The sequence below is a fragment of the Streptomyces sp. NPDC042371 genome, assembly GCF_056437465.1.
The window spans coordinates 305,805-318,834 of sequence record NZ_JBWKAP010000002.1 but is presented as its reverse complement, the minus strand read 5'-3'; the positions used below and the strand labels follow the sequence as shown (position 1 = coordinate 318,834).

Sequence of the window (13,030 nt, the reverse complement as noted above, 5' to 3'; positions counted from 1 at the left end):
GAAAGGTTCGCGGAGCACAGGCGTTTTTCTCTCACGGTCACGGTCAGGGGCACGGCCACGGAGGCGGCGCCATGAGCCTGTCCCTGCGCCCCTGGCGGGAGGCGGACGCCGCGGCCGTCCTGGCCGCCTTCGGCGCGCCCGAGATGGCCCGTCAGGCCGACGAGCCGGTCGACTCCCTCGATGCGGCTGCCCGGTGGATCACCCGCAGGGCCCGGGACCGCGGCACCGGCAGGGCGTACGCCTTCGCCGTGTCGGACGAGAACGGCACGGCACTGGGCAACGCCGCGGTGGGCGCGGTGAACAGGACCCACTCCACCGGCTGGGTGTCGTACTGGACGACTCCGGACGCGCGGGGCAAGGGCGTGGCCGCCTACGGGTGCGCGGCGCTGGCCCGCTGGGCCTTCGATGAACTGGGCCTCTTCCGCCTGGAACTGGGCCACCGCACGAACAACCCCGCCTCGTGCCGCGTGGCCCTGGCCGCCGGTTTCGCCGTGGAGGGCCTGCAGCGGCAGAAGCTCTCGTACGACGGGGTGCGCCACGACGTGGAGCTGCATGCCCGCCTCGCCTCGGACCCGGCGCCCGGAACCCGGCTCTGAAAAACGGCTGACGCGTTCTACGCCGGGTCCGCATCCCGACGGAAGGCCCGCACTCCCCAGGGTGCGGGCCTTCCGCGTGTCCCGGCTCCGGGCGCCGCGCCCAGCTCGGGTCAAGAGGGGGAGGGCGGGGCCGGGGCCGGGGGCTGTGCGGGACTACAGCGACTTGCGGGCCCCGGGGACCGCCAACTCCGAGGCCGTCTCCGGGTAGTGGCACGCCGTCAGGTGGCCCTCCCCGTTGCCGTCGATCTGGACCAGCGGCGGGTCCTCCGACGCGCACTTGTCCGTCGCCTTCCAGCACCGCGTGCGGAAGCGGCAGCCCGAGGGCGGGTTCACGGGGGACGGCACGTCGCCCTTGAGCAGGATGCGCTCGCGGCGCGGCACGTCGTCCGGGGTCGCCTCGGGGACCGCCGACAGGAGCGCCTTGGTGTAGGGGTGGCGCGGGTTCCCGTAGAGGCTCTCGCGGTCGGCGATCTCGACGATGCGGCCCAGGTACATCACGGCGACGCGCTGCGAGAAGTGGCGTACGACGGCGAGGTCGTGGGCGATGAAGAGGAACGCGATGCCCAGGTCCTTCTGGAGCTGCTGGAGCAGGTTGACCACCTGCGCCTGGATCGACACGTCGAGCGCGGAGACCGGCTCGTCCGCGACGATCAGCTTGGGTTCAAGGGCCAACGCCCGCGCCACGCCGATGCGTTGGCGCTGGCCGCCGGAGAACTCGTGCGGGAAGCGGTTGAAGTGCTCGGGGTTGAGCCCCACCGTCTCCAGGAGCTCGCGGACCCGGGCCTCCCTGCCGCCCGCCGGGTTGATGTCGTTGACCTCCATCGGACCCGAGATGATCTTGCCGACCGTCTGGCGCGGGTTCAGCGAGGCGTACGGGTCCTGGAAGATCATCTGGATCTCGGAGCGGACCGGCGCCAGCTCCTTGCGCGAGGCGTGCGTGATGTCCTGGCCGCGGTAGGAGATCTTGCCGCCGGTCGGCTCCAGGAGGCGTGTGATCAGGCGGCCCGTCGTCGACTTGCCGCAGCCGGACTCGCCGACCAGGCCCAGGCTCTCGCCCCCGCCGACGGTGAAGTCCAGACCGTCCACCGCCTGCACGGCGCCGATCTTCCGCTTGAACGGGAACCCGCCCATCACGGGGAAGTGCTTGGTCAGCCCGCTGACGTCCAGGAGAGGAGAGGGCGTGGTACTGCTCATCGTCGTGAATTCCCGTCTCTTGTACGTCAGTCGGTGCGCGAGCCCGCGAAGTCCGCGAAGAACTCCGTGCGCTGGTCGGCCGTGAGGTGGCAGGCCGCGCCCCGGCCCCCGGTCAGTTCGAGGAGCGGCAGCTCGCCCGCGCAGCGACCGTCCCCGACCTGCTCGGTGAACGCGCACCGCGGGTGGAAGCGGCACCCGGAGGGCGGGTTGAGGAGGCTCGGCGGGGTGCCCGGAATGGGGGAGAGCGGCACGTCCACGGGGCCCTCGAGCGAGGGCATGGAGCCCAGCAGGCCCCAGGTGTAGGGGTGCTGCGGCGCGCGCAGGACCTCCTTCTTCGTGCCCCGCTCCACGCACCGGCCGCCGTACATCACCAGGACGTCGTCCGCGATGTCGGCGATCACGCCCAGGTCGTGCGTGATGAAGATGATCGCCGTGCCGAACTCCTGCTGGAGGTCCTTCAGGAGGTCCATGATCTGCGCCTGGACCGTCACGTCGAGCGCGGTGGTCGGCTCGTCGGCGATCAGCAGCGTCGGGTTGCAGACCAGCGACATCGCGATCATCGCGCGCTGGCGCATGCCGCCGGAGAACTGGTGCGGGTAGTCGTCCACGCGCAGGTCGGGCTGCGGGATGCCGACCTTCGTCAGCATCTCGATCGACCGGTCCCTGGCCTCCTTCTTGGAGGCACCGGTGTGCTTGCGGAACGTCTCGCCGATCTGCCGGCCGATGGTGTGGTAGGGCGAGAGGGAGGCGAGGGCGTCCTGGAAGATCATCGCCATCTTGTTGCCGCGCAGCTGCTCCAGCTCCCGCTCGGTGGCGGTGAGCAGCTCCTTGCCGTCGAGGAGGATCTCGCCGTCGATGGCGGTGCTGTCCTTGTGGTGCAGGCCCAGGATCGCGAGGTTCGTGACGGACTTGCCGGAGCCGGACTCGCCCACGATGCCGAGGGTCTTGCCCTTCTCCAGCTCAAAGTCGAGACCGTCGACGGCCTTGACCATGCCGTCCTCGGTGGAGAAGTGGACGCGCAGGTCGCGTACGGACAGGAAGGGGGTGGTGCTCATCAGATCTCTCCCTGAGCCCTAGGACAGCCGCACGCGCGGATCGATCAGCGCGTAGAGGGCGTCGACGACGATGTTGAAGATGACGATCGCGGTGGCCGCGACCAGGACCACTCCCAGCAGGAGCGGCAGGTCGCTCGTGTCGACCGCCTTCACCGACAGCTCGCCGATGCCGTGCAGGGCGAAGGTCTTCTCGGTGATGATCGCGCCGCCGAGCAGGACGCCGATGTCCAGGCCGAAGATGGTGACGATCGGGCCCATCGCGCCGCGCCAGGCGAAGCTGAAGAAGACCGTGCGGCGCGAGAGCCCCTTGGCCTTGGCCGTGCGGACGTAGTCCTCGTTCATCGTCTCGACGAGCTGCGAGCGGGCCATGCGGGTGTAGTTCGCGGTGAAGATGAGCGCGAGCACGAGCCAGGGGATCAGCAGCCCGGAGAACCACTGTGCGGGATTCTCGGTGATCGGCGTGTACGAGGGCCGGTCGAGCAGATGCATCTGGTCGGTGAGGAGGTACACGGCGAAGACGCCGACGACGTAGATCTGCATCGAGGAGGCGATGAGCGACGCCGACGAGGCGATCTTGTCGACCGCCTTGCCCTGCTTGACGGCGGCCAGCATGCCGGTGCCCACGCCGGCGACGACGAACACGACCGCGGCGCCGATCGAGAGCGAGACGGTGGTCGGGAAGCGGTCGAGGATGGTGGCCAGGACGGGTTCCCGGTTGCGGAACGAGTAGCCGAGGCAGGGCGCGTCACAGAACCCGTAGGTGTCGTAGTCGCGGCCGACGAACAGACCCTCGAACCAGTGCCAGAACTGCACCGGCAGCGGATCGGCGATCCCCAGGTTGTGCTTCACCAGCGCCAGCGTGTCCGGCGGACAGACCTTGCCGCAGGCCAGGCGCGCGGGGTCGCGCGGAGCGGCGTAGAAGAGGAGGAAGACGATCGCGCTGATGATCAGCAGGATCACCGCGCCGCCGATGACGCGGCGAAGGAGGAAGCGGAGCATGGCAGTTGGGATTCCTGACGGATGCCGTAAGGGAAGTGAGGGTCGGGGCGGGCCCCCGTGGAGAAAACCGGGAGCCCGCCCCGGGGGCGGTCGTCAGCCCTTGACGTACGTCTTGTGGAGCAGCGTCGCGGCGAACTGCGGGTCGTGGATGGCGCCGCCGACCTTGGAGCCGTGCAGGTACCAACGGCGCTGGTAGGTCTCCGGGATGATCGGCACGACCTCCTTCATGATCCGCTTGTCGAGCGCGGCCCAGGCCTTGCCCGCTTCCTTCGGGTCCGCGATGACGGCGTTCTTCTTGATCGCCTCGTTGATCCAGGGGACGTCGCACTGCGAGACGTTGTTCTGGCCGTCACCGATGGCCGTGCCGTCCAACATCGGCTGGATCATGGTGTAGGCGGTCGGCCAGTCCGGCGACCAGCCGAACCACATCACGTCGAACTTGTTGTCCAGGCGCTGTGCCTGGTCGTAGAAGTCCGTCGAGTTGAGCGGCTTGATGACCGGCTCGAAGCCCGCGGCCTTCAGGTTCTTCTCGATGATGATCTTGGTCTTGTCGTACGTGGGGCGCCGCGGGAAGGCGTAAACGATCTTCGTGCCGAGCTTCCCGGCCTTCTTCAGGATCTCGTGGGCCCGCTTCACGTCGCCCTGCGGCTCGTCCAGCTTGTCGTAGAGGTCGAACTTCTCGCGGCCGACGATGTCGGGGCTGAGGATCGTCGTCGCGTAGTCGCCCGCGGTGGTACCGCCGTAGATCTTGCGGCTCTGCTCCAGCGGCCAGGCGATGAGGAGGGCCTTGCGCACCTCGACGTCCGTGACGCGCTTCATGTTGATGGCGAAGTAGTAGGTGCCCGACGACAGGCCGTTGAAGCTGCGCTCCTTGATGTCGGGGGTGGTGAGCACCTTCTGCATGCGCTCGGCCGGGATCGGCTCGTAGATGGCGACCATCTGCTGGTCCTTGCCCTGGTCCGCGATGAAGCGGTCGCAGGACTCGTTGCCGGTCGGCCCGAACTCGAACTCGAAGCTGTCCGGGTAGGCGTTGCGGATGGAGTCGGTCTTCGGGTCCCAGTGCTTGTTGCGCGTCAGCGTCATCGACTTGTCGATGGAGCGGTGCTTGACGATGTAGGGGCCACAGGAGAAGGGCGCCTTGTCGTACTTCTCCTTGGTGTCGTGCTTCACGGGAGCGGCCGCGTACGAGTGCATGGCCAGCGTGAAGTTGAACTCGGGGCGCGACTCCTTCAGGTGGAAGGTGATCGTCTTCTTCGCCTTGTCGGTGACGATCGAGTCCAGGTGCTTGCCCTTGTACGGGCCCTCGTACGCGTCACGCCACTTGGCGCCCTTGCCGGTCAGCGCCTGCTGGACGTAGATGGCGCCCTCGGTGATGAACGGGGCCCAGGCGCGCTCGAAGCCGTGCCGGACGTCGTCGACGGTGAGGTCGCTGCCGTCCTGCCACTTGATGCCGTCCTTCAGCGTGAAGGTCCAGGTCTTGTTGTCGTCCGAGGCCTTGCCGGTGTCCGTGGCGAGGTCGCCGACGAGGATCTGGTGGCCCTCCATGTCGGTCTGGTAGCCGGTGAGGCAGCGCGCGAAGAGGTTGGCGAGGGAGGAGTTGTACGCGAAGTAGATGCGCTGCGGGTCCATGTGCGACACGTCGTCCTCGGCGACGCCGTAGATCGTGCCGCCCTTCTTGCCGCCGGGGACGCCGGGCGCGGGCCCGGTCGAGTCCTTCTCGGTGCCCACCTTCACGCTCGCGTTGGTGTACTCCGTGGCACCGCCGTGCGCGCCGCCCTTCCCTCCGCCCGAGTCGCCGCTGCTGCACGCGGACAGCACGAGCGAGCCGCCCGCCGCGACCGACGTCGAGATGAGGAGGTTTCTGCGTGAGATTGCCATCTGGCTACCAACCCTGTGTGAAGGAAAGAGAGCGAAGAGCGGGCAGACACGGCCCCGTCGCGCGTGCCTGCCCCGGGGAGTGTCAGCGTCGGGTCTTCGGGTCGAGCGCGTCGCGCACCGAGTCGCCGAGGAGGTTGAAGGCCACTACGAAGATCACCATGGCGAGGCCGGGGAAGACCATGAAGGTGATGTCGTCCTGGTAGTACTTCGAGCCGTTCTGGATCATCACTCCCCAGTCCGGCGTGGGCTCCTCCAGTCCGACGCCCAGGAAGGCCAGACCGGCCTCGGCGGTGACGAACAGCGGAAGCAGGAGCGTCGCCTGGATCAGGATCGGCGTCCACAGGTTCGGGAGGAGTTCCTTGAAGATGATGCGCGCCGGTGAGGCGCCGGTGACCTTGGCCGCCTCCACGAACTCCCGCTCGCGCAGGGCGAGTACCTCACCGCGGAGCAGACGGGCCAGGGGGGCCCAGCCGAAGGCGGTCATCACCGTGATGAGGCTGGTGACGGTGAGCCACTGCGGGATCTTGTCCTCGGGGCTGACCAGGACCGAGATCATCACCGGGAAGAACGCGATGTAGAAGAGCGTCGACGGGAAGGCCAGCAGGATGTCGATGACCCGGCCGATGAGGTAGTCCGTCTTCCCGCCGATGTATCCGGCGGTGAGCCCGATGGTGATGCCGAGCAGGGTGACGAGCAGCGTCGTCGCGGTCGCGATCAGCAGGGAGTTGCGGATTCCGTAGAGCAGAAAGGTGAAGACGTCCCTGCCGAGGACCGGCTCCACGCCGAACCAGAAGTCCCCGTCGATGCCGCCGTTCGGCTTGACCGGGTAGTTGAAGTCGTTGAGCAGTCCCGGCTGGTCGAGTCCGTAGGTGTCGTACGGGTTCTTCCCGTACGCCTTCGCGATCAGCGGCGCGCAGAGCGCGATGACGAAGAAGAAGATCACGACACAGGCGGCGATCACGCCGGACTTGTCCCGCTTGAAGCGGGTCCAGGCGAGCCGTCCCGGCGAACGGCCCTTGCTGCCCTGGTCCTTGGGCGGTGAAGGCGTGCCGGGTGTTTTGTCCGTCACTTCAAGCGTGGCGGCAGCGGCGGGAGTTGGGGAGGTCATGGCGCTCCAGGCCCGGAGAGGGTCATCAGGAATCCGCAGGACAACCAGCACCCACGGGCTTGGCGCGACTTTCGCAAGGCGTTTCCCACGCGGTCAATGAATCGTGAGCCGCTTTGAGCCTGTCTTGAGGTCCTTTAATTATTCTTTACTTGAACATGGGCATGCCATTGCGTTGGCGTAATCATGCGTGATGGACAAGGTCCGTCAGTTTTGGGCAAGCCGGGCAATGGGTCCGATATGAGTCCGATATGCGGGCGCAGGCGTCTCGGAATGCGTACATCCGGATGGGCTCGGACTCGTACGGGTGGAGTAAATGTGCGGTTCATTCCTCTTGAGGCGATATTTGGCGGTAAGCGACTCAAGAGGCGCTGAAGACAGCTCAGGGACAGCTCAGGACAGGAGGACTCCATGCGTGGAGCCACGCACGCCAAGTGGGCCGCATGTGCGGTGACCGTCGCTCTCGCGGCGACGGCCTGCGGTGGCGGGGGGAGCAGCGGCGGCGGTGGTGGCGACGGCTCCGGCATCGTGAGCTCCTCCTGGGGCGACCCCCAGAACCCGCTGGAGCCGGCGAACACCAACGAGGTGCAGGGCGGCAAGATCCTCGACATGGTCTTCCGCGGTCTCAAGCGGTACGACCCGAAGACCGGCGAGGCCAAGGACATGATCGCCGAGTCGATCGACACCAAGGACGCCCAGAACTTCACGGTCAAGATCAAGGACAACTGGAAGTTCAGCAACGGCGAGAAGATCACCGCCAAGTCCTTCGTGGACGCCTGGAACTACGGCGCCAACCTCAAGAACAACCAGAAGAACGCCTACTTCTTCGGCTACATCGAGGGCTACGACAAGGTCCACCCCGAGAAGGGCGAGCCCGGCGCGAAGACCCTCTCCGGACTGAAGGTCGTCGACGACAAGACCTTCACGGTCAAGCTCAGCCAGAAGTTCTCCACCTGGCCCGACACCCTCGGCTACCCGGCCTTCGCGCCGCTGCCCAAGGCGTTCTACGACGACCACGACGCCTGGCTCTCCAAGCCCGTCGGCAACGGTCCGTACACCGTGGACTCGTACACCAAGGGCTCGAAGATGTCCCTGCGCAAGTGGGACGGCTACCCCGGCGACGACAAGGCGCAGAACGGCGGTGTGGACATGAAGGTCTACACCGACAACAACACCGCCTACACCGACCTGATGGCGGGCAACCTCGACCTGGTCGACGACGTCCCCGCCTCGCAGCTCAAGAACGCCAAGAACGACCTCGGCGACCGCTACATCAACACCCCCGCGGGCATCATCCAGACCCTCGCCTTCCCGTTCTACGACAGCAAGTGGAACAAGCCGGGCCTGGAGAAGGTCCGGATGGGCCTGTCCCGGGCGATCAACCGCGAACAGATCACCGAAACGATCTTCCAGAAGACGCGGACGCCCGCCTCCGACTGGACCTCTCCGGTCCTCGGTGAGAAGGGCGGCTACAAGAAGGGGCTGTGCGGCGACGCCTGCGAGTACGACGCCGCGGCGGCCAAGAAGCTGGTCGAGGAGGGCGGCGGCATCCCCGGCGGCACCCTCAAGGTCACCTACAACGCGGACACCGGCTCGCACAAGGAGTGGGTCGACGCCGTCTGCAACTCCATCAACAAGGCCCTCGGCAACGACAAGGCCTGCGTCGCCAACCCCGTCGGCACCTTCGCCGACTTCCGCAGCAAGGCCTCCAAGCAGGAGCTGGACGGCGCCTGGCGTGCGGGCTGGCAGATGGACTACCCGCTGATCCAGAACTTCCTGGAGCCGGTCTACTTCACCGACGCCCCGTCCAACGACGGCAAGTTCTCCGACAAGGAGTTCGACAAGCTCGTCAACGAGGCCAACGGGGAGACGGACACCAACAAGGCCATCGGCAAGTTCCAGGACGCCGAGAAGATCCTCGCCAAGGAGATGCCCGCCATCCCGCTCTGGTACCAGAACGGCAGCGCCGGCTACTCGGACAAGGTCTCCGACGTCACGCTGAACCAGTTCAGCGTGCCGGTCTACAACGAGATCAAGGTCAACTGAGACGCCGGGAGCGGTCGTTCGGCCCCCGCGGGGGAGCCGGGCGGCCGCTCCCCTTAATTCCGGAGCCCCCATGGGACGTTATGTGATCCGGCGTCTGCTGCAGATGATCCCGGTCTTCATCGGCGCCACGCTGCTGATCTTCCTGATGGTGAACGTGATGGGCGACCCCGTCGCGGGCCTGTGCGGCGACCGCAAGTGCGACCCCGCCACGGCCGCCCAGCTGAAGAAGGAGTTCGGCCTCGATAAGCCGGTGTGGCAGCAGTACCTCACGTACATGGGCAACGTCTTCACCGGCGACTTCGGCACCGCGTTCAACGGTCAGAAGGTCACCGAGCTGATGTCGGCCGCCTTCCCGGTCACCATCCGCCTGACCGTCGTCGCCATCGTCTTCGAGATCGTCATCGGCATCTCGCTGGGCGTGCTGACGGGCCTGCGGCGCGGGCGCCCCATCGACACCGTGGTGCTGCTGCTCACGCTCGTCGTCATCTCCATCCCCACCTTCGTCACCGGACTCGTCCTGCAACTGCTGCTCGGCGTGCAGTGGGGCGTCATCAAACCCTCGGTGTCGAGCGAGGCGCCCTTCAACGAGCTGCTGATCCCAGGACTCGTGCTCGCCTCGGTCTCCCTGGCGTACGTCACCCGCCTGACCCGCACCTCCATCGCGGAGAACCGGCGCGCCGACTACGTCCGCACTGCCGTCGCCAAGGGCCTGCCCCGGCGCCGCGTCGTCACCCGGCACCTGCTGCGCAACTCCCTGATCCCCGTCGTCACCTTCATCGGCACCGACGTGGGCGCACTGATGGGCGGCGCGATCGTCACCGAGCGGATCTTCAACATCCACGGCGTCGGCTTCCAGCTCTACCAGGGGATCCTCCGCCAGAGCACCCAGACCGTCGTCGGCTTCGTGACCGTCCTCGTCCTCGTCTTCCTGGTGGCCAACCTGATCGTCGACCTCCTGTACGCCGTACTCGACCCGAGGATCCGCTATGCCTGAACCCAAGGAGCCGCAGGGCGCCATCGCCGCGACCGGCATGGGCGGCGCGATGGACCTCGCGGCGAGCGAGGCGACCTCCCTGGACAAGACGCCGGGCGGGCCCGACGGCGGCGGCCCGTCGGCCCCCGCCCGCAGCCTCTGGTCCGACGCCTGGCGGGACCTGCGGCGCAACCCGATCTTCATCGTCTCGGGCCTGGTCATCCTCTTCCTCGTCGTCATCTCCCTCTGGCCCTCGCTCATCGCCTCCGGCAACCCGCTCGACTGCGACCTCTCCAACGCCCAGAAGGGCTCGGCGCCAGGACACCCCTTCGGCTACAACGAGCAGGGCTGCGACGTCTACACCCGGGTCGTGTACGGCACCCGCATCTCGGTCACCGTCGGTGTCTGCGCCACCCTCGGCGTCGCGCTCATCGGCAGCGTGCTCGGCGGGCTCGCCGGGTTCTTCGGCGGGGCGTGGGACGCGGTCCTCTCCCGCATCACCGACATCTTCTTCGCCATCCCCGTCGTCCTGGGCGGTCTGGTGCTCCTGTCGGTGGTCACCAGCTCCACCGTCTGGCCGGTGATCGGCTTCATGGTGCTGCTCGGCTGGCCGCAGATCTCCCGCATCGCCCGCGGCTCCGTCATCACCGCCAAACAGAACGACTACGTCCAGGCGGCCCGGGCCCTCGGCGCCTCCAACTCCAGGATGCTGCTGCGCCACATCACCCCGAACGCCATCGCCCCCGTGATCGTCGTGGCGACCATCGCGCTCGGCACGTACATCGCCCTGGAGGCCACGCTCTCCTACCTCGGCGTCGGCCTGAAGCCGCCGACCGTCAGCTGGGGCATCGACATCTCGGCCGCCTCCCAGTACATCCGCAACGCCCCGCACATGCTGCTCTGGCCCGCCGGAGCCCTGGCCATCACCGTGCTCGCGTTCATCATGCTCGGCGACGCGGTGCGCGACGCCCTCGACCCGAAGCTGAGGTAGGCGCCCATGGCAACCGTGGCATCCGAGGCGGCCGCGTCCGGCACGCCCGCGGCGTCCAAGCTGCTCGAAGTGCGTGACCTGCACGTGGAGTTCCGCACCAGGGACGGCGTCGCCAGAGCCGTCAACGGCGTCGACTACAGCGTCGACGCGGGAGAGACCCTCGCCGTCCTCGGCGAGTCCGGCTCCGGCAAGTCCGTCACCGCCCAGGCCGTCATGGGCATCCTCGACACCCCGCCCGGGAAGATCACCGCCGGTGAGATCCTCTTCCGCGGCCAGGACCTCCTCAAGCTCAAGGAGGAGGAGCGGCGCAAGATCCGCGGCGCCGGGATGGCGATGATCTTCCAGGACGCGCTGTCCTCCCTGAACCCGGTGCTCAGCGTCGGCGAACAGCTCGGCGAGATGTACGTCGTCCACCGCGGCATGTCGCGCAAGGACGCCAAGGCCAAGGCCGTCGAACTGATGGACAGGGTGCGCATCCCGGCCGCCAAGGAGCGGGTCGGGCAGTTCCCGCACCAGTTCAGCGGCGGCATGCGCCAGCGCATCATGATCGCCATGGCGATGGCGCTCGAACCCTCGCTGATCATCGCCGACGAGCCCACCACCGCCCTCGACGTGACGGTCCAGGCCCAGGTCATGGACCTGCTCGCGGAGCTCCAGCGCGAGATGAACATGGGCCTGATCCTCATCACCCACGACCTCGGCGTGGTGGCGGACGTCGCCGACACCATCGCCGTCATGTACGCGGGCCGCATCGTCGAACAGGCCCCCGTCCACGAGATCTACCGGGCCCCCGCACACCCCTACACCCGCGGCCTGCTCGAATCCATCCCGCGCCTGGACCAGAAGGGCCAGGAGCTGTACGCGATCAAGGGGCTGCCGCCCAACCTCATGAACATCCCGCCGGGCTGCGCCTTCAACCCCCGCTGCCCCATGGCCCAGGACGTCTGCCGCACCGACGAGCCGCCGCTCGCGCAGGTGACGTACGAAGGACTGACCGCCGACCGCAGGAGCGCCTGCCACTTCTGGAAGGAGACGCTCGATGCGACACGGTGAAGGCGGCGCGCACATCAGCAAGAAGCAGCTGGCAGAGGAGGGCGAGACCGCGCGGCAGCTGATGGACAAGGCCAAGGGCGAGACGGACTTCGCCGCGCACGGATCGGAGTCGGGGCGCGAGCCCATCCTCCAGGTCCGCGGCCTGGTCAAGCACTATCCGCTGACCCAGGGCATCGTCATCCGCAAGCAGGTCGGCGCGGTCAAGGCCGTGGACGGCGTCGACTTCGACCTCGGGCAGGGCGAGACGCTCGGCATCGTGGGGGAGTCCGGCTGCGGCAAGTCGACGGTCGCTAGGATGCTGGTCAACCTGGAGCGGCCGACCGCGGGCGAGATCCGCTACAAGGGAGAGGACATCACCAGCCTCTCCGGCCGCGCACTGAAGGCGGTGCGCCGCAACATCCAGATGGTGTTCCAGGACCCCTACACGTCCCTGAACCCCCGGATGACGGTCGGCGACATCATCGGCGAGCCGTACGAGATCCACCCCGAGGTCGCGCCGAAGGGCTCGCGCCGCCAGAAGGTGCAGGAGCTGCTCGACGTGGTCGGGCTCAACCCCGAGTACATCAACCGCTATCCGCACCAGTTCTCCGGCGGCCAGCGCCAGCGCATCGGCATCGCGCGCGGCCTGGCACTGCGCCCCGAGGTCATCGTCGCCGACGAACCGGTCTCCGCACTCGACGTCTCCGTGCAGGCCCAGGTCATCAACCTCCTGGAGAAGCTGCAGAACGAGTTCGACCTCAGTTACGTCTTCATCGCGCACGACCTGTCGATCGTGCGGCACATCTCCGACCGGGTCGGCGTGATGTACCTCGGGCGGATCGTGGAGATCGGCTCGGACGCGGAGATCTACGACCACCCCACGCACCCCTACACCCAGGCGCTGCTCTCCGCCGTGCCCGTCCCCGACCCCGAGGCGCGCGAGCACCGCGAGCGGATCATCCTCTCCGGAGACGTGCCCTCGCCCGCCAACCCGCCCTCCGGCTGCCGCTTCCGCACCCGCTGCTGGAAGGCGCAGGAGCGGTGCGCGCTGGAGGTCCCGCTGCTCGCCGTACCGGCGGAGTTCCGGCTCGCCGAAAGCCCCGCCGCGCACGACTCGGCCTGCCACTTCGCCGAGGAGAAGCAGGTCGTGCCGTAGCGGGC

General features: G+C 67.7%; 11 protein-coding genes. 6 read left to right on the top strand and 5 right to left on the bottom strand.

Translation table 11 applies throughout. The features are described from left to right. The first annotated feature begins 71 nt into the window (after positions 1-71). Positions 72-596 (top strand): GNAT family N-acetyltransferase, encoded by a 525-nt coding sequence (locus tag AC068B_RS07120; RefSeq protein ID WP_478669579.1) that lies wholly within the window; start codon positions 72-74, stop codon positions 594-596. Between the two features lie 153 nt (positions 597-749). On the opposite strand, the gene AC068B_RS07115 is transcribed toward AC068B_RS07120, so the two are convergent. The 5 genes from AC068B_RS07115 to AC068B_RS07095 form a co-directional block, all read right to left on the bottom strand. Next, the gene (locus tag AC068B_RS07115; RefSeq protein WP_478669578.1) at positions 750-1,790 is read right to left on the bottom strand and encodes an ABC transporter ATP-binding protein; all 1,041 of its coding nucleotides are present in this window, start codon (positions 1,788-1,790) and stop codon (positions 750-752) included. 26 nt (positions 1,791-1,816) lie between these two features. Then, positions 1,817-2,845, bottom strand: coding sequence for an ABC transporter ATP-binding protein (locus AC068B_RS07110; protein ID WP_478669576.1), 1,029 nt, complete (start codon positions 2,843-2,845; stop codon positions 1,817-1,819). 18 nt (positions 2,846-2,863) lie between these two features. Beyond that, positions 2,864-3,844, bottom strand: coding sequence for an ABC transporter permease (locus AC068B_RS07105; protein ID WP_478669575.1), 981 nt, complete (start codon positions 3,842-3,844; stop codon positions 2,864-2,866). A 93-nt stretch (positions 3,845-3,937) separates the two neighbouring features. Continuing rightward, a complete protein-coding gene (locus AC068B_RS07100; RefSeq protein ID WP_478669574.1) occupies positions 3,938-5,722 on the bottom strand; it encodes an ABC transporter substrate-binding protein in 1,785 nt (594 codons plus the stop codon). 82 nt (positions 5,723-5,804) lie between these two features. After that, positions 5,805-6,830 (bottom strand): ABC transporter permease, encoded by a 1,026-nt coding sequence (locus AC068B_RS07095; protein WP_478669572.1) that lies wholly within the window; start codon positions 6,828-6,830, stop codon positions 5,805-5,807. Between the two features lie 408 nt (positions 6,831-7,238). On the opposite strand from AC068B_RS07095, the gene AC068B_RS07090 reads away from it, so the two are divergent. From AC068B_RS07090 to AC068B_RS07070, 5 genes are all read left to right on the top strand, one after another. Further along, the gene (locus AC068B_RS07090) at positions 7,239-8,873 is read left to right on the top strand and encodes a peptide ABC transporter substrate-binding protein (protein ID WP_478669571.1); all 1,635 of its coding nucleotides are present in this window, start codon (positions 7,239-7,241) and stop codon (positions 8,871-8,873) included. A gap of 70 nt (positions 8,874-8,943) precedes the next feature. Continuing rightward, complete coding sequence (locus AC068B_RS07085) at positions 8,944-9,867, top strand: ABC transporter permease (RefSeq protein ID WP_356250380.1); 924 nt, start codon at positions 8,944-8,946, stop codon at positions 9,865-9,867. Continuing rightward, on the top strand, positions 9,860-10,837 hold the full coding sequence (locus AC068B_RS07080) for an ABC transporter permease (RefSeq protein ID WP_478669570.1): 978 nt from the start codon (positions 9,860-9,862) through the stop codon (positions 10,835-10,837). Before AC068B_RS07085 ends, AC068B_RS07080 begins: the two co-directional genes overlap by 8 nt. Before the next feature lie 6 nt (positions 10,838-10,843). After that, positions 10,844-11,890 carry an ABC transporter ATP-binding protein gene (locus tag AC068B_RS07075; protein ID WP_478669569.1) on the top strand — a complete coding sequence of 349 codons (1,047 nt, stop codon included), beginning with the start codon at positions 10,844-10,846 and terminating at the stop codon, positions 11,888-11,890. 61 nt (positions 11,891-11,951) lie between these two features. After that, positions 11,952-13,025 carry an ABC transporter ATP-binding protein gene (locus tag AC068B_RS07070; protein WP_478670275.1) on the top strand — a complete coding sequence of 358 codons (1,074 nt, stop codon included), beginning with the start codon at positions 11,952-11,954 and terminating at the stop codon, positions 13,023-13,025. Positions 13,026-13,030 lie beyond the last annotated feature (5 nt).